The sequence below is a fragment of the Polymorphobacter megasporae genome, from assembly GCF_018982885.2.
GTDB lineage: Bacteria > Pseudomonadota > Alphaproteobacteria > Sphingomonadales > Sphingomonadaceae > Polymorphobacter_B > Polymorphobacter_B megasporae.
The window spans coordinates 1,775,591-1,791,329 of the sequence record NZ_CP081848.1; the positions used below are offsets into that span (position 1 = coordinate 1,775,591).

General features: G+C 66.2%; 14 protein-coding genes. 6 read left to right on the plus strand and 8 right to left on the minus strand.

The genetic code is table 11. From position 1 onward, the window contains the following. Positions 1-35 precede the first annotated feature (35 nt). The gene (locus tag KTC28_RS08360; protein ID WP_216708478.1) at positions 36-1,130 is read left to right on the plus strand and encodes an ABC transporter ATP-binding protein; all 1,095 of its coding nucleotides are present in this window, start codon (positions 36-38) and stop codon (positions 1,128-1,130) included. On the opposite strand, the gene KTC28_RS08365 is transcribed toward KTC28_RS08360, so the two are convergent. Genes KTC28_RS08365 through KTC28_RS08375 form a run of 3 tightly spaced genes read right to left on the minus strand, consistent with a single transcriptional unit; the run spans position 1,120 to position 4,084 of the window. Next, on the minus strand, positions 1,120-1,971 hold the full coding sequence (locus tag KTC28_RS08365) for a carbohydrate ABC transporter permease (protein WP_216708479.1): 852 nt from the start codon (positions 1,969-1,971) through the stop codon (positions 1,120-1,122). The two genes, KTC28_RS08360 and KTC28_RS08365, sit on opposite strands and share 11 nt — an antisense overlap. Continuing rightward, complete coding sequence (locus tag KTC28_RS08370) at positions 1,962-2,855, minus strand: carbohydrate ABC transporter permease (RefSeq protein WP_216708480.1); 894 nt, start codon at positions 2,853-2,855, stop codon at positions 1,962-1,964. Before KTC28_RS08370 ends, KTC28_RS08365 begins: the two co-directional genes overlap by 10 nt. Then, positions 2,852-4,084 carry an extracellular solute-binding protein gene (locus tag KTC28_RS08375; protein ID WP_216708481.1) on the minus strand — a complete coding sequence of 411 codons (1,233 nt, stop codon included), beginning with the start codon at positions 4,082-4,084 and terminating at the stop codon, positions 2,852-2,854. Before KTC28_RS08375 ends, KTC28_RS08370 begins: the two co-directional genes overlap by 4 nt. 232 nt (positions 4,085-4,316) lie before the next feature. Between KTC28_RS08375 and KTC28_RS08380 the strand changes: the two genes are divergently transcribed. From KTC28_RS08380 to KTC28_RS08390, 3 genes are all read left to right on the plus strand, one after another. Then, the gene (locus KTC28_RS08380) at positions 4,317-7,229 is read left to right on the plus strand and encodes a TonB-dependent receptor domain-containing protein (protein WP_216708482.1); all 2,913 of its coding nucleotides are present in this window, start codon (positions 4,317-4,319) and stop codon (positions 7,227-7,229) included. An 82-nt stretch (positions 7,230-7,311) separates the two neighbouring features. Further along, positions 7,312-8,190 (plus strand): DMT family transporter, encoded by an 879-nt coding sequence (locus KTC28_RS08385; RefSeq protein WP_216708483.1) that lies wholly within the window; start codon positions 7,312-7,314, stop codon positions 8,188-8,190. Positions 8,191-8,404: 214 nt separating this feature from the next. Beyond that, positions 8,405-9,526: a GGDEF domain-containing protein gene (locus tag KTC28_RS08390; protein WP_216708484.1), complete on the plus strand. Its 1,122-nt coding sequence runs from the start codon at positions 8,405-8,407 to the stop codon at positions 9,524-9,526. A 145-nt stretch (positions 9,527-9,671) separates the two neighbouring features. Here the strand turns inward: KTC28_RS08390 and KTC28_RS08395 are convergent, their stop codons facing one another. Both KTC28_RS08395 and KTC28_RS08400 read right to left on the minus strand, forming a co-directional pair. Then, a complete protein-coding gene (locus tag KTC28_RS08395; protein ID WP_216708485.1) occupies positions 9,672-10,154 on the minus strand; it encodes a hypothetical protein in 483 nt (160 codons plus the stop codon). Continuing rightward, complete coding sequence (locus KTC28_RS08400) at positions 10,151-10,822, minus strand: HupE/UreJ family protein (RefSeq protein ID WP_226896073.1); 672 nt, start codon at positions 10,820-10,822, stop codon at positions 10,151-10,153. The genes KTC28_RS08395 and KTC28_RS08400 overlap by 4 nt, the downstream gene beginning before the upstream one ends. Between KTC28_RS08400 and KTC28_RS08405 the strand changes: the two genes are divergently transcribed. Further along, entirely contained in the window at positions 10,821-11,657 is an 837-nt protein-coding gene (locus KTC28_RS08405; RefSeq protein WP_216708486.1) for a DUF4198 domain-containing protein, read from the plus strand. The two genes, KTC28_RS08400 and KTC28_RS08405, sit on opposite strands and share 2 nt — an antisense overlap. Before the next feature lie 7 nt (positions 11,658-11,664). Here KTC28_RS08405 and KTC28_RS08410 read toward each other — a convergent pair whose 3' ends face one another. The 3 genes from KTC28_RS08410 to KTC28_RS08420 form a co-directional block, all read right to left on the minus strand. Beyond that, complete coding sequence (locus tag KTC28_RS08410) at positions 11,665-11,913, minus strand: hypothetical protein (RefSeq protein WP_216708487.1); 249 nt, start codon at positions 11,911-11,913, stop codon at positions 11,665-11,667. A gap of 16 nt (positions 11,914-11,929) precedes the next feature. After that, positions 11,930-13,519 carry a DUF4331 domain-containing protein gene (locus KTC28_RS08415; RefSeq protein ID WP_255602380.1) on the minus strand — a complete coding sequence of 530 codons (1,590 nt, stop codon included), beginning with the start codon at positions 13,517-13,519 and terminating at the stop codon, positions 11,930-11,932. 139 nt (positions 13,520-13,658) lie between these two features. Continuing rightward, on the minus strand, positions 13,659-14,390 hold the full coding sequence (locus KTC28_RS08420) for a hypothetical protein (RefSeq protein ID WP_216708488.1): 732 nt from the start codon (positions 14,388-14,390) through the stop codon (positions 13,659-13,661). Between the two features lie 49 nt (positions 14,391-14,439). On the opposite strand from KTC28_RS08420, the gene KTC28_RS08425 reads away from it, so the two are divergent. After that, positions 14,440-15,720, plus strand: a complete 1,281-nt coding sequence (locus tag KTC28_RS08425; protein WP_255602381.1) for a mechanosensitive ion channel family protein — start codon at positions 14,440-14,442, stop codon at positions 15,718-15,720. Positions 15,721-15,739: the final 19 nt, after the last annotated feature.

The window sequence follows — 15,739 nt, forward strand, 5'->3', positions numbered from 1 at the left end:
TTGACCAATCAAGGCGGTCAGTTAGCGTGGGGTCGATGAGCAGTGTCGAAGTCGTAGGCCTCGCGAAATTCTTCGAGGCGATGCCCGCCCTCCAGCCGACCGATCTGGCGATCGCGGACGGCGAATTCGTCGTCATCATCGGCCCGTCGGGCTGCGGTAAGTCGACCCTTCTCCGCCTGATCGCCGGGCTCGAACGGCCCGATGCCGGCCGCGTCGAGATCGCCGGGCGCGACGTCACCGGCCTCGCGCCTGCCGAGCGCGGGCTCGCGATGGTCTTCCAGTCGTATGCGCTCTACCCGCATTTGACCGCGGGGGAGAATATCGCCTTCCCGTTGCAGATGGCGCGACGCCCCGCCGCCGAGATCGCCGCGCGCGTCGCCGCCGTCGCCGAAGTGCTCGAACTCGGGCCGTTGCTCGGGCGGCGGCCGCGCGCGCTGTCGGGCGGACAGCGCCAGCGGGTCTCGATCGGCCGGGCGATCGTTCGCGACCCCGGTGTCCTCCTCCTCGACGAGCCGCTGTCGAACCTCGACGCCGGCCTGCGGGTGCGGATGCGCCACGAGTTCGCGCGGCTCCACCAGCGGCTTGGGACGACGATGATCTACGTCACCCACGACCAGGTCGAGGCGATGACGCTCGCCAACCGCATCGTCGTCATGGCGCACGGACGCGTCGAGCAGGTCGGCGCGCCGCTCGACCTTTATCATGCGCCGGCGACGATCGGCGTCGCGGCGGCGATCGGCTCGCCGGCGATGAACCTGCTGCCGGGAACGATCACCGCGATCGACGCCAGCGGCGCGCGAGTGGTGCTGGATGGTGGCGTCTCATGCCACGTCGCCGCGCTAGTGCCTGCCAACGCCATTGGAGCGTCCGTCACGCTCGGCGTTCGCCCCGAGCATTTACAGGCCGACCCCGCCGGTGGCTTCGGCGGCGCAGTCGAGCTGTTCGAGCGGCTCGGGCCGTTGTCGTTCGCGCATCTTGCTTCGCCGCTCGCGAACGGGACCGCGCTTGTTGCGCAGCTGCCGAGCGATCGCCACGTGACGCTCGGCGAACGGCTGTACTTTTCCGTCGACCCCGCTGACGCGCGTCTGTTTGCCGAGGACGGTCGTGCTTTCGCGCGGATCAGCCCTTGATGCCCCCGCCGAGGACACCGCTGAAGTACGACCGCTGGAGCGCGACGAACAGGATCAGAACCGGCAGCGTCGTCACCACCGCGCCCGCCATCATCAGCTCGACGTCCTGCCCATGTTCGCGGCTGATCGCGGCGAGCGCGACGGGGAGCGTATAGAGCCGCTGGTCGGTGATCGCGATGAGCGGCCACAGGAAGTCGCTCCAGCTGGCGAGAAAGGTGAACAGCGCGAGCGTCACCACCACCGGGCGCAGCAGCGGCGCGACGATCCGGGTGAGGATGTGCCATTCGCTCGCGCCGTCGAGTCGCGCCGCATCGAGCATCTCGTCCGGGATCGCGAGCGCCGCCTGGCGGACGAACAGCACGCCATAGATTCCGGCTAGCCCGGGGACGAGGACCCCGGCGTAGGTGTTGATCAGCCCGGCGGCCTTGAGCATCAGGAAGAGTGGCAGCAGCGTCACCTGCGTCGGGATCACCGCGAGCGCGAGCATCGCTTGAAGCAGTCGTGCGCGGCCGGTGAAGCGCAGCTTGGCGAAGGCGTAACCGGCGGGTAGCGTCAGCCCGAGCCCGATGACCGTCGCGAGCGTCGCGAGCAACGTGCTGTTTACGATCGCCGGCACGATCCGGTAGCTCGTCGCGCCGCCTGACGCATCGATGTGCGGGAACAGCAGCTCGCGGTAGTTGGCCAGCGTCGGGTGGCCCGGCCACAGCGGGGGTGGGAACGCTGAGGCTGCGCCCTTCGGCATCAGCGAGACGCCGATCATCCAGATCAGCGGCGCGGCGGTCGCGAGCGACAGCAGGGCCAGCACGATCGTCCGAATTCTGCCTCCGGTTCTCACAGCCATTCGAGCCGCCGTGCGAGGCGTGCCTGCACCGCAGTTATCCCAAGAATCGCCACGAAGAGGATCACCGCGACCGCCGATGCAGTGCCGAGGTTCCACCAGGTGAAACCCTCATCGAACATGAAATACAGGATTGTCATCGTGCTTTGTGCCGGGCCGCCGTGCGTCATGACGTAGGGCTCGGCGAAGACCTGGAGGAAATTGGCGACGCTAAGCACGCTGGCGAGGACGAGCGCAGGGCCAATCGCGGGGAGCGTCACGTGACGGAAACGCGCGACGGGCCCGGCGCCGTCGAGCCGCGCCGCCTCGCGCAGGTCGGTCGACACCGTTGCCAGCGCCGCGGTGAAGACGAGCATGTTGTAGCCGAACGCCTTCCACACGATGAAGATCAGCGTTGCCGGGATGCTCGTCTTCGGGTCGCCGAGCCAGTCGACCGGTGCAATCCCGACGACGCCGAGCGCGGCATTGAGAAGCCCTGAGCGCGTGTCGAGGACGTAGCGCCAGACCAATGCGGTCGCTACGAGCGTCGTCACGTACGGCGCGAACAGCAGCAGCCGCCAGACCGGCTTCCACCCGACCGTCGCCGAGTCGAGTAGCAAGGCGGTGACAAGCGACGCTCCGATCGCGGCTGGAACGCCAATCCCGGTGAAGATCAACGTGTTCCACACCGCGTGCCAGAACCGCGGGTCGTGCGCGAGCGCGAGGTAGTTGCCGCTGCCGACGAGCCGCAAATTGGCGAGATCTGCGAGCGCGTAGATGTCGAAGTCGGTCAGGCTGAGCAGCAGCCCGGCGACGGTCGGCACGACGAGAAACGCCAGTGTGGCAAACAGCACCGGGATGGTAAAAGCCAGCCCGGCGCGTGCTTCGCTCGACCTGCGCCGCGTCATGTAATCCGCCCCCGGTCAAGCAGCCAGCGCCGCTTGGCGAGGATGCGGTCGACCCGCGCGTCCATCTCGGCGGCGGCGGCGTCGACGCCTAACCTGCCGCGCACCATAGCTTCGGCGACCTGCTGGACCTCGCTAGTGATCCGCTCCCATTCGGGTACCGCCGGCGGCGCCACACTGTCGGCAATTTGCGTTGCGAACAGCCGGGTCACGGGGTCGGGCGGCAGCATTGTCCACGCCCGCGACCGCGTCGGGAGGTCGCCGGTGATTCCGAATATCTGCCGCTGGAGGTCGGCGCCGGTAAGGAAGGCGACGAGTCGCCACGCCGCGGCGGGGTCACGCGCGGTCCGACTGACCGCGAGGCAGGTGCCGCGCGCCATCGCCGCCCCCGCGCCGCGCGGCCCCGGCGTCGCCGCCGCGCCCCACGAGCCCGGCACGATGCGGTGTTCGGGGCGGCGGGCATCGCCGAGGAACACCGCGTCCGACGGCAGGATCGCAAACCAGCCGCGCCGCAGCCCGATATAGGTGTCGCCCGCCTCGGCCCCGGTCACGCGCGGTGACAGCTTGAGGTCGAACACCTGTTTGTAGAAGGCGAGCGCGGCGCGGAAGCCGGGGCTGCGGAAATTACCGCGTCCGGCGCGGTCGCGGAGAAACGGCTCGCCGGTTTGCGCGGCATAAGCGAACAGCGGCTCGGGCCAGTCGAGCAGATGCAGCGTCGCAAAGCGGTCGGGATGGCGGCGGACGATCGCCTGCGCCATCCGCGTCCACTCGGCCCAGTCGAGCGGCGGCGCCGGGTAGTCGACCTCGGCGATCAGGTCGCGCCGATAGAATTGAACCCAGCTGTCGGCAGTCCACGGCACCGCGTAGGCGCGCCCGGCGATCGTTACCGCCGCATTCGCGCCGGGCAGATGGCCGGTCAGCAGCGCCGGTGGCGGGGCTGTAAGCGCGCCGAGCAGATTGAGCTCGGGCAGCCAGCCGGTGTTGAGCATCATCACGTCGGGCAGCGAGCCGCCCGCGAAACCGGTCAGCAATTTCTCGTGCGCGCCCGTCCACGGCACTGCCTGGAGATCGACGTCGATCCCGGTCGTGCGGGTGAACGGCGGCAGCAGGATCGGCGCGTTCTCGCCGGTCGTTCCCATCGCCCACCACGTCACGCGGTTGCTGTCCCGCGGCGCGCAAGCAGACAGTGCCGCGCTGCTCGCGAGCGTCAGCGCGCGCCTGCGTGTGATCATGCCGTCGCTCGCCGCTTTACCCTTCACATTTCCCTGTCCTTCGGGAATCCTAGGCTCTCGTTTGTTGCTGACAAGCAGTCATGGCACGGCGCGCCGATCGGTCGCTGCGTGTCCTATTCGCATCAGTCGTCGCGGAAACACTCGTCAACAGACACTGAGCGCAGGCGTGCGACATTAGTGAATGTTGACTGCAACCACGAGGTCGATTGCAGCAAACCAATAAAGCAACGGGATGATAATCTTGGTACGTCACTATCTATTGGCCGGGGTAACCCTCGCCCTGCCGTTCACGACGAGGGCGCAAACCGCGCCGGTGATTGTAGCGACGTCAGTCGCCGAAGCCGCCCCGGTCGCCGACGCTGCCCCCGCCGAGCCGCAGGCCGCCGACATCGTCGTCACCGGCTCACGCATCGCACGTTCGCAGTTCGCCGCGCCGAACCCGATCACTTCGTTCAACGCCGCCGCGATCGAGCAGTCTGGCAACGTCAACATCACGACCTTCCTCGAACGCATCCCAGCGTTGACCGGCTCGCGCGACTTCACCCAGACCTCGGGCGGCAATGCGGTCTACAGCAATCCGTTCGGCGCGGCCGGGCTGAACGAGCTTAACCTGCGCAACCTCGGGGTCAGCCGGACCCTCGTCCTCGTCAACGGACGGCGGCACGTCGCCGGCGAGCAGAACAGCGCCGCGGTCGACGTCAACAGCATCCCGACCGACCTGATCGAGCGCGTCGACGTGCTGACCGGCGGCGCGTCGGCAGTCTATGGCGCCGACGGCGTTTCGGGCGTCGTCAACTTCATCCTCAAGCGCGACTTCGACGGACTCGCGGCGCGCAGCCAGTTCGGCATTTCGGACAAGGGTGACGCGGGCAACCGCTTCGCCTCGGTCGCGGTGGGGCACAATTTCGGCGGTGGTCGCGGCAACCTTACCCTCGCTTATGAATATAACGCCGACGACAGGCTCGAGAACGACCAGCGCAAATATCTGACCGGCGCCAACCGGGTCTATCTGATCCCGAACGACGCTGCGGCGACCGACCCGAAAGCGTTTCACAACATCCTCGTCGGCGATCTGCGCTATCCGGGCGAATCCCCAATCGGCGCGGTCGACGTCAGCGGCGACGGCATCGCCGACTTCAACGGCCTCGGCCAGCCGTACCGCCACGGCACCCCCGCCGCTTATTATTCGACCGGCGGCGACGACACGCCGGTCGCAGGCTTCTATTCGGGCGATCTCGCGCCGCGGATCGTCCGCAACGACGTCAACCTGCTCGGCCATTACGATGTCTCCGATGCGCTCAAGCTGTCGGTCGAGGGTAAGTTCGCGCAGACGCGGGCGACGACGTCAGACTATTATATCGGCACCTACGGCACGGCGATCGGCCTCGACAATCCGTTCGTGCCGGCGGCGATCCGCGATGCCGCACTCGCCGCCGGGCAGAACCAGGTCAGCGTCACGCGCGATAATATCGACTACGGCCGCCACGGCGAGAGCGACCTGCGGCGGACGTACCGCGGCGTCCTCGACGCCTCGGGCCGACTGAGCGAGCATGCGACGTACGACGCGTATGTCGAATACGGTCGGACCGACGTCGCCATCACCAAGTTGAATGACGACCTCGCCATCCCCTACGCGCAGGCGCTCGACGTTGTCACCGGCAGCAACGGTGCACCGGTCTGCCGCTCGAATCTGACGGGCGGCAATCCCGGCTGCGTTCCCGTCAGCCTGTTCGGCCCCGGGCCGATCAGCCGTCAGGCGCTCGGCTTCTTCCAGGTCGATGACACGAGCTTTGCCCGCATCACCCAGTCGGTCGCCAACGCCTCGGTCAGCGGCGATTTCGGCGCATTCTTCGCGCTGCCCGGCGGCCCGGTCCAATTCTCGTTCGGCGGCGAATACCGGCGCGAGACGAGCAGCTTCCGCCCGAGCGACAACCTCCAGGCGAACCGCTTCGTCTCCTTTACCGAGCCGACCCTCGTCGTGCCATCGGGAGGCAAGTTCGACGTTAAGGAAGCCTTTGGCGAATTGAATGCGCCGATCCTGTCGGGCAGCCGCTTCGCCGACACGCTGTCGGTCGGCGCCGCCTATCGCTTCTCGAGCTATTCGACGATCGGCGACACGCACACGTGGCAGGTCAACGGCGTCTATGCGCCGATCCGCGACATCAGCTTCCGCGGGTCGTACGGCAAGGCGGTCCGCGCGCCGAACATCGGCGAGCTGTTCCAGCCGGTCACCGGTGACTCGAACTTCTTCGTCGACCCGTGCTCGCCGGCCGAGATCGGCAACGGCACGTCGTTCCGCGCCGCTAACTGCGCCGCCGTGCTGCGTGCGGTCGGGGCGACGGTGTCGCCGGCGCTGCAGACCCCGAGCAACATCGTCGGCGTTCGGTCGGGCAACGCGACCCTCCGCGCCGAGGCGGCGACGACATGGACCGCCGGCGTCGTCGTGCGCCCGCGCTTCATCCCCGGGCTGACGGCGTCGATCGACTATTACGACATCACGCTGAAGGACGCGATCAACACCCCGTCGCCGTCGTCGCTCGCGACTTTGTGCGTCGACCAGCCGTCGATCGACAACCAGTTCTGCCGGGCGATCAGCCGCGCGCAGGTGACCGGCATCATCAATGGCTATACCGTCCAGCCGCAGAACGTCGCGCAGTTCCGCACCGCGGGCGCCGACGTCAACATCGACTATGTCCTCCGCACGACGTCGGCCGGGACGTTCGACCTGCGCTTCATCGGCGGCTATCTCCGGCGCCTCGACTTTATCGGCACGCCCGGCGCGGCACCGACCGACAGTGTCGATCAACCCGGCGCGCCGAAGTGGAACTTCAACTTCTCGCCGAGCTGGACGCGTGGCGGGGTGACGCTGACGTATAATCTGCGCTGGGTCGACGGCACGCGAACCATCGACAAGCTGACGACCGACAACGACCCGCTCTACGCCGCACCGGGGCAATTGCGCTACCGCGAGGCGTGGCAGCACGACGTCCAGGTCGGCTATGATCTGCCGAGCGGTGTCTCGTTCTATCTCGGCGCGCTCAACCTGACCGACCAGCAGCCCGACCCGGGCAATTCGATCAACCAGCCGGTCTCGGCGGTCGGCCGGTTTCTCTACGTCGGTGCCAAGGTGCGACTGGGAAAATAGTAGGGCGACAGCCGGGTCGGGGTTGACCGGCGCGCAGTGCGCCGGGCTGGCGTCGAGCGCGCGCTAGCGATAACCGACCCCGATGTCCCGGCCTATCCTCCCGTATCTCCAGGCAGCCGCGGGCATCGGCGCTCTGTGCGCGCTCGACGCGTCGATCAAGCACCTGACGTTCGACTACCCGATATTCTTCGTCACCTTCGGCCGCTATGTCACCGGCGCGGCGATCGCGACGTTGGTCTGGTGGCGTCAGGGTGCGCCGCACTTCACGACCGGGATGGTGCGTGCCCATGTCGTGCGCGGCATCCTGATCGCGTTGACGGCGACGCTGTTCTTCTTTGCGATCCACACTCTGCCGCTGGCGGAGGCGATCACGCTCTCGTTCACTGCGCCGCTGATGATCCCGCCAATGGCGCATGTGCTTCTCGGCGAGCGGATGAAGGGGCCGGTCCTCGGCGCGGGGCTGCTCGGCTTTGTCGGCGTCGCCATCACGGTCCAGGGAGCACCCTCGTTCGCCGGCGACCGGCTGCCGGCGCTGGCCGCCGTCCTCGCCGCTTCCGTCACCTATGCCCTGTCTGCGATCGCGATGCGTGCCCGCGCCGCCGCTGACGGGTCGACGCGTTTGACGCTGAGCGGCACCGTCATCCCGATGATCCTGCTCAGCCCGTTCGCGGTCGGTCACGCCGTTCCCGTCGTCGCGAGCTGGCCGTGGTTTGTTGCAGCGGGCGTGTTTGGCAACGTCGGTATTCAGCTGCTGGCGCGCGCCTATGCCAAGGTCGAAGTCCAGGTCCTCGGTATCCTCGAGTTCACCGCGCTGCCATGGGCGGCGCTGCTTGGCTGGCTGTTGTTCGGCGAAGCGGTGCGGCTGCAGGTCTGGGCCGGTGCCGCGATTATTCTCGGGGCGTGCCTATGGGCGGCACGCGCCGACCGACGCGTGGCCGAGACGGCACCGCTCGCGCCATAACCGATGCGCGACCGTGGCCGGCTGAATCTCCGTTTGGTCTTGGAGTTTTATGACGGCAAAATCGGCTCGCCGTTGCCAGAACGCTGCTAATTGTCAGTCGTCCGCTAGCCGACTTTGATCGCGCTGAGACCGAAACCCGGTCTTTATCTTTAGCCACGGCGACTCGCGCTTTTAACTTCATGCTTTGTAAAGACCTAGGGTGCAAGCAAGGCTCATGGTCGCTCGTTCCAGCCCCGGGTTCGAGCCCGATGACGTTCGTATCGAACTCATCTCGGCGTTGTACCTCGTGTTGTGGCCGACGATCATCATCACCTTCGTGTTCGTCTCCGTGGCGGCGTTTTCATTTTCGCAATCGGACGCCTCGAGCAGGGGTTGGCTGATGGCTATCGCGGTCTCCGGAGCAGCCGCCGCGATCTATAAATTGCTTCTCTTACTTCGTTTTAAATCGCGATCGCAGCCAGCCCTGACCGTTGCACAAGCACGGTGGTGGGAGCGCAGGCACGCTTATTGCGGCTGGGTCTTCTCCGTGGCGGTCGGCAGCTTGACCGCATTGAACTTTAGCAATCCTTCACCTCTGCCGCAGCTGCTCGCGACCGCCTTGTTGTTCGGACACAGTTCCGGCATCGTCGTGCGCGGATTGGTGCGGCCACGGACCTGCACGATTTCACTTGTTTTGACGGTTGCTCCGGTGGTCGTGGCGGCGGCGATGCGGGGCGATCTCGGGCATTACCTGCTCGCTGTGACCTGCACCCTCTTCATGCTCGGCGGCCTCGAGAGTGTATGGAGTGGCTATAATGGTCTGCGGCGCCAGATCGATGAGCGTAACGACCTGGCGAGCGTCGCTCGACACGATCCTTTGACCGGGCTCGCGAACCGCCTGGGGTTACGGGAGGGGTTCGACCGGTTAATGCGTGCGAGCGACGAGGACACAAAGCTTGCCGTCCATTGCCTAGATCTCAACCGGTTCAAACCCGTCAATGACCGCTATGGCCACCCGGCGGGCGATGAGCTGCTGCGGCAGATCGCGGGTCGGATCCGTCGGTCGATCGGTCCCGGTAACGTGGCGGCTCGAACGGGTGGCGACGAGTTCGTTGTCGTTCAGAACCGCGTTCGAAATCACAACGACGCCGAGGTCTTCGCCGACGCGCTAAACCGAGCCATCTCGGCACCATATAGCGCGAAGGGTCACGTCATCTCGGTCGGCGTCAGCATCGGCTCGGCCGTCGCGGGTGTCGCCGACATCTCGTTGGCCGGTCTGATATCCGAAGCGGACGATGCCCTTTTGATCGCAAAACGGGACGCCTGCCGCGTGTTCGCCGCCGTCGAAGCCCGGTAGAGCCCGACTTCGCGACCGCCCTGGCTGCAGGTCGGCTGTTGTCCCGCGTCGTACCCAATTTGGCAGCGGCACGTTCTGACCGGGGAAGTGAAAGAGATCAAAGTCGCCATTGATAACAGGCGTCAGGTCGGTAGGCCGAGGCGGCTCATTCCATATGGTCAGGGGCGTAGCCCGGCGTCGGGATGATCGGCAGGACCATGGCAAGCGCGGCGATCGCGATCAGCCAGCTTCCCGCAACCTTGAGCGCGATCCCGCGCCGCGTCGAGACGAGCCACACGGCGGGAACGACGAGGACAAGCACAGGTGTCGCCTTTGCGAGATCGAGCGTCGTGCCAAGAAGCGCGATCGTCGCGCCCGCCCAGATCCCGGCGTTCGCGCCGAGCACCAGCGCGCCGCGCGATCCGATGGGACGACGCAGGTGAATCGAGGAGGCGGTAACGATGACGCTCGACCAGCAGCCGAAGAAGACATATTCGACCCAGTGCGGCGCGAGCGGAGCTTGTGCGACGGCGAATGCCGCAATCAGCGCGGCGACGATCGCGGGCAGACGGCTCCCGCGCGGCGCATAAGCCAGCGCAAAGGCGAGTGCTGCGAACAGCAGCGCCGGAGGCAGGACGCCGCCCCTCATTTCGCGAGCGCGGTCCACAGGAACCAGACGCCGGCGAGCATGACCAGGCCGCCCATGCTCCGCGTGACGATCGCGCCGCCGGGGCGGTCGTTGATCAGGCCGAGACTGATGCCGACGACGTGGAGCATACCGGTGGCGAGGACGAAGCCCGCGCTATACCCGACCGGATCGGCCGCCGACGGCAGTTCCTTGCCGTGGGCATAGCCGTGGAAGATCGCGAAGATCGCGACGATCAGCGACGCCAGCCAAACCGGGGCGCGAACCGCACCAGCGATCATCGCGCCGAGCACGAGGACCGACAGCGCGATGCCGATCTCGACCGGCGGCATTGGCACCCCGGCGATGCCCATGACCCCGCCGATCGCCATCACCGTCGGGAAGATCACCGGCAGGACGACGATCAGCGGACGGCCGAGAAATGCGCCCCACAGCCCGACCGAAACCATCGCCAGCAGGTGATCGAAGCCGCTCAGCGGATGGAGGAAGCCCGACTGGAAGCCGCCTGCCAGCCCAGTGCCGGTGTGCGCCGCCGCCGGTGCGGCGAACAGCATCGCGGTTGCAATCAGCAGCGGGAGGATCGCGGACCGATGCGTCCGCCCGCGCCATTGACCGTAACTCCGCGCGGCGGCATCGCGGTCGCCAGCCTGTCCGGGATCAGCCGATATCATGCGCAAGCTCGCTTTCCTTCTTGCCGCCCTCGGGTCGGCAGCCACCCTCGACGCGCACGATTTCTGGGTCCAGCCGCAAATCTTCGCCGCCGAAGTCAACGCCATTGTCCCGGTGACGATCGAAGTCGGCCACGGCCCGTTCCGGCAGCGCTGGTCGGCGGCGCTCGACCGAATCACCAAGTTCGCGGCGATCGGCCCCACCGGATCGGTTGATCGCCGCGCCGACCTTAAGCGCCCCGACGGCGGGCCCAGCGACGCCGACATGCGCTTCGCCGCTCCGGGCACCTACGTCATCGTCCTCGAGACGACCCGCGCCGAGAGCGTATTGCCGGGAATCCGCTTCACCGACTATATCACTGCAGAAGGCATTGCCCCGGCGGTCGACCTGCGCGCGCGGAATAAGACCACCGACACGCCCGGGCGCGAACTGTACAGCCGCCGGGCGAAAGCGCTGGTGCGCGTCGGGACGTCGACCGCGCCGCAGCCGCAGGTAACACGGCCGGTCGGCATGACGCTCGAAATCGTCCCGATCCGCGATCCATACGCGCTGGGCAGCGACATGACGCTGCCGGTGCAGATCCTGTACGAAGGTCATCCGCTGGCTGGCGCGTTCGTCAAGCTCAACAACCTCGATTTCGATGCCCGTCCGGTCGAGACGCACAAGACCGACGCGAAAGGTCAGGCAACTTTCACGATCCCATTCCGCGGATTGTGGCAGATGAACGTCGTCTGGACCAAACCGCTCACGGGCAATCCCAAAGCCGACTTCGACACGGTGTTTTCGAGCCTGACCTTTGGCTACCCGCGCCCAGGTGCAACCCCCGGGCGCGGGTAGCGCCGGCTTAGATCGGAACGGGCTTCGTCGTCAGGCTGAGCGGCGACAGGTCGCTGCACGGCACCGGGTCGGTCGCCTTGGTATTGGGGTCGGCGCGGTAGCGTGTGCCGAAACACGTGCCGAGCATATCTTCGGTTTTGGTCACCGGGGTGACGGGGGGGGTGGTCGAACCGCCGTTGCTACCACCGTTGCCGCAGCCCGATAGGGCCACGGCGGCGACGGCAAGGGCGACGATCGAGCGTACAAAGCGCGTCATGTCGATGTCCCTCGATTTACGGCTGGGTCTGCGGACGCGGCGAGCCGCGCAGCGGCGCATTGAGGTACGGGAAGGCGTTCTGGATGTTCGCGGCGTTGCTCGGGGCACCGTCGGTATACGCCGCCATGCCGGTCGGCGCGTCCGCCGGAGCGCAAAGTCCGAGGTCGGTCGCTTTCCCCGCTACTGGGATCGGATAGCACAGCCGCCCCATCGCAACGCGGAGGACGATGTCGACGACGTCGTCGCCTGGGCGGCGCCCGTTCGGGAAGCCCGCGAGATCGTTGCCGACGACACCGAAGGTGCTCTGCGAAGCCTGCGCGGTCGGCGCGATCGCGGTGTTCAACCGCAGCATTTCAGACGCGGTGACGGTCTTGAGCTGGTTGACCCCGGCGAAGCCAGTGAGGAAGGTCGCGACCAGATCCTTGCGCGGGAAGTTGGTCGGAGCGATCGACCCCGAGCCACCGATGACGCCACGAACCGGCGCGCGGAACAACGCGTCGAGGATCGCGGGGAAGGTCGGGTTGGTGACGTAATCGGCCAGCGCGGCGTCGCCCTTCGGCTCGGCGGCGTTGAACAAGTCCTTGTCCTTGATCCCGATGACGAGCTCATTGACCAACGGCATGCCAAGGCGCGACACTTGGACATAGGCTCCGCCGGTGAGCGTCGCCTGGTTGAAGGTCGGCGCGGTGCGGAGCAGGCGTGCCTGCGGCAGGCTCGTCGTCGACCAGACGCCGATGACGCCGTTGCCCGAGCCGACGAGGCATGACTTCGGGATTTCCATCGCGATCGACGTGACGTTCTTCTTGCCGATCAACTCCTGGTTGTCCTGGCTCTGGGTGATGCCGCCGGGGAAGGGCGTGCCGTTGCCATAAACCGGGTCATTGTCCCCCTCGACCGGGACGAAGTTGACGAGGTCGAACACCGGCCCGAGGTTGACCGCAAAATATTCGGCGCGGCTGCCAACGAAGACCTTGGCCGGGGTCGCGCAGCCGGGGATCGTCGCGCCGTAGATGAACTGGTTGGCGTAATTGGCATAGCCACCGGGGAAGCTCTTGTTCCCGGCGTTGTCGAACGGCTTGTAGAATGCCGAAGTCCCGACTGGGGTAATCGCAGCGCGGGTGCCGAGGCGGCGGTCACCGCTGACCTGCGTGATTGTGTACGTCTCGACTTCGCCGAGGTTGCCGTCGGCCGGCTTCGACTGCCCCCCGATCTCGCGCAGCGGAATCGACAGGTTCTTGCCGCCGACGTTGAGCTGGATGCCGGTGTCGGCGGTCAGCGCGTTGCTGAACTTGAATTGGTAGGTCAGATGCTCGACCGCGTCGCCGACGTTGTCGATGTGGATTTCGTAGATCGCGTCGGGATCCATCGTGTAATAGTTCGGGCCATCCCCCGGGTTCTCGCCGGGCTGGAAATTGGCAATGATCGTGACGTAATCCTGCCGACCTGGCTCATAGCTGGTGAAGGCGTAGACGTCGGTGTTGTCGACCTTCGGCATCTTGGTAATGTTGGGCGCTTCGCGGTGGCTCGAGGCCATGGCGGGCACTGCCCCGGCGGCGAACAGCGCCGCAAACGCGGTTCCGGCGATCAAGCGGTTTCGGATTTTCACGCGTCATTCTCCCTGCAGGCTCCGACGGTCTCCGCCGCGCGCGAGTTAATTACGGGTTCAGTTTGCGGGAGATGCAGTGCGGCCTAAATAAAGCTGCTCTTGTCGCCCAACATCGGCGCTATTGGCCGGGGATGTAGCCTTAAGATAGTAGCTGCTGCCAAGTCCAAGTGCCTGAGCCGATCGCCACCGCGACAGTCCTCGGGCCTTCGGGCACCAGGAGCAGACGCGGCCCGACCATTGCCGTGCTTCGGCACGATGCACTGCTGCTGCGGATCTGATCGACGACGACGCGGCGGATAGGAGCGATGGCTGGTGTCGGATCGCTCGACCAGCCGCCGTCCCAGACCATCAGCGCCGTGACATTGGTCTGCGCCGCCAGGGACGCCCCCACCTCGCGATCGGCTCCCAAAGCGGCGGCGATGGTGCCCGCGAGCGTGCAGTTTTCGGCTGATGTCTCGGTGTCGACGACCGGCATCGGAATATCGGCCGTGATCGCCGTTAGCAGAGGCGCAGGTGGAGCCACGCGAATCACCGCCAATGCCGAAGGGACTGCGCGGATGGCGATGGATGCCGGTGTGGCGGCGGGCGCTGCGTGGATCGTCGACGTCAGTAATATCGCCAGAAGCCCGGCATGAAAAGCGGCGACGGCCCCGATCGCAAGCGAGTGTCGCGGCACCGTCATGCGGCCGGCCAAATTAAGAGCGGAGCGCTGCTTGTCATCTTGAATAGAAACGGGCGAGCCGCCTGGACGGTTGCGCGACGAGGGAGCGCGGTCGGCACGACCTTCGTCCCGCGTCCCGGCCAGCGGCGACTTGCAGGGCAGCCTTTCGGCGTGCTGCCCGTTCGTGGCATCATCGAAACCGGTCGTCATCCATCTTTTGCTCGGCTGCGCGACACTTGCTCCACCACTGGGAGATATCGTGAATCTGTTATCCAGCGTTCGCGCACTCGGCCTCCCGCTTCCGGCGGCACCGCAGCTGACCGATATCGTCGCAGCCGTCGTGGTCATCGTGGTCGGCGTCGGTATCGGCTGGCTCGCCGCGCGGACCGGGGCGCATCCGCTTACCCGGCTGTTGCAACGGGCGACCGGCCGCCCAGGGGTCGAAGACTTCGGTGACCGGGTCCGCCGCCTGTTGCGCAGTGGTATTGCGGCGCTGGTGATGATCATCGGCGGCGCCGCAGTGCCCGATGGCGGCTACGCGGCCTTGCTGCTGGCGGCAGCGACCGGGTTCACGCTCGCGGTCTTTGCCTATCAGGTTGCGCGCGTCGCCGGGTTGCGCAGCGGATCTGCGGCGGGCGTGTCGGCGGTAGTCTTGATCGCGGGTGCCGCGTCGATGCTCGGCGGGCTGCACTCGCTGACGGCAAGCCTTGATGGCTTCGCCTTCAAGGTCGGAACCCACCGGCTGTCGCTGCTCGGGCTCGTCAACTTTGCATTGGTTGCGATCGTCCTGTTCGTCCTGGCGCGTTTCCTTAACCGGATCGTCAGTCATTCGATTGGCCGGTTGAACGGGTTCGACTCTGGTCAGCGCGTGCTGTTGCAAAAGCTGTCGGGCATCGTTGTCGTCGTTTCGGCGGTCTTGCTCGGCGTCGACCTGCTCGGCATTGATCTGACGGCATTGACGGTATTTTCCGGTGCGCTCGGGCTCGCAGTCGGATTCGGATTGCAAAAGACGCTCGGCAATCTGATCGCGGGAGTCATCCTGCTCATGGACCGCTCGATCAAGCCGGGCGACGTCATCGTCGTCGGCAACACCTTCGGCAGCGTCAACAAGATCGGCGTGCGCGCGGTCTCGGTCGTCACCCGTGATGGCAAGGAACATCTGATTCCGAATGAGCAACTGATGACCGAGCCGGTCGAGAATTGGTCGTACACCAGCCCGAACATTCGTATCCATGTTCCGGTCGGCGTCGGCTACAAGAGCGACCTCGCCCTCGCCCAACGGCTGATGATCGAAGCTGCGGTCGCTTCCGAGCGCGTCCTCGCCACGCCGCGCCCGACAGTATGGCTGACGGCGTTCGGTGAAAGCTCGGTTGATCACGAAATCCTGGCGTGGATCAGTGATCCCGAAGCCGGAGTCGGCAATGTCCGCTCAGCCATACTGAATAGGTTGTGGGTATCGTTTCAGGAAAACGGGATCGAAATTCCGTTCGCCCAGCGCGATATCAACATCCGCAGTCTGCCGACCCCGTCAAAGGAGTGAAGAGGTAAGCCTCAACCCC

Coding starts and splice junctions, on each gene's coding strand:
- KTC28_RS08410 (WP_216708487.1), bottom strand. CDS start 11,913: ATGACGCGCTTTGTACGCTCGATCGTCGCCCTTGCCGTCGCCGCCGTG.
- KTC28_RS08390 (WP_216708484.1), top strand. CDS start 8,405: ATGGTCGCTCGTTCCAGCCCCGGGTTCGAGCCCGATGACGTTCGTATC.
- KTC28_RS08365 (WP_216708479.1), bottom strand. CDS start 1,971: ATGGCTGTGAGAACCGGAGGCAGAATTCGGACGATCGTGCTGGCCCTG.
- KTC28_RS08395 (WP_216708485.1), bottom strand. CDS start 10,154: ATGAGGGGCGGCGTCCTGCCTCCGGCGCTGCTGTTCGCAGCACTCGCC.
- KTC28_RS08380 (WP_216708482.1), top strand. CDS start 4,317: ATGATAATCTTGGTACGTCACTATCTATTGGCCGGGGTAACCCTCGCC.
- KTC28_RS08420 (WP_216708488.1), bottom strand. CDS start 14,390: ATGACGACCGGTTTCGATGATGCCACGAACGGGCAGCACGCCGAAAGG.
- KTC28_RS08370 (WP_216708480.1), bottom strand. CDS start 2,855: ATGACGCGGCGCAGGTCGAGCGAAGCACGCGCCGGGCTGGCTTTTACC.
- KTC28_RS08360 (WP_216708478.1), top strand. CDS start 36: ATGAGCAGTGTCGAAGTCGTAGGCCTCGCGAAATTCTTCGAGGCGATG.
- KTC28_RS08385 (WP_216708483.1), top strand. CDS start 7,312: ATGTCCCGGCCTATCCTCCCGTATCTCCAGGCAGCCGCGGGCATCGGC.
- KTC28_RS08400 (WP_226896073.1), bottom strand. CDS start 10,822: ATGATATCGGCTGATCCCGGACAGGCTGGCGACCGCGATGCCGCCGCG.
- KTC28_RS08375 (WP_216708481.1), bottom strand. CDS start 4,084: ATGATCACACGCAGGCGCGCGCTGACGCTCGCGAGCAGCGCGGCACTG.
- KTC28_RS08405 (WP_216708486.1), top strand. CDS start 10,821: ATGCGCAAGCTCGCTTTCCTTCTTGCCGCCCTCGGGTCGGCAGCCACC.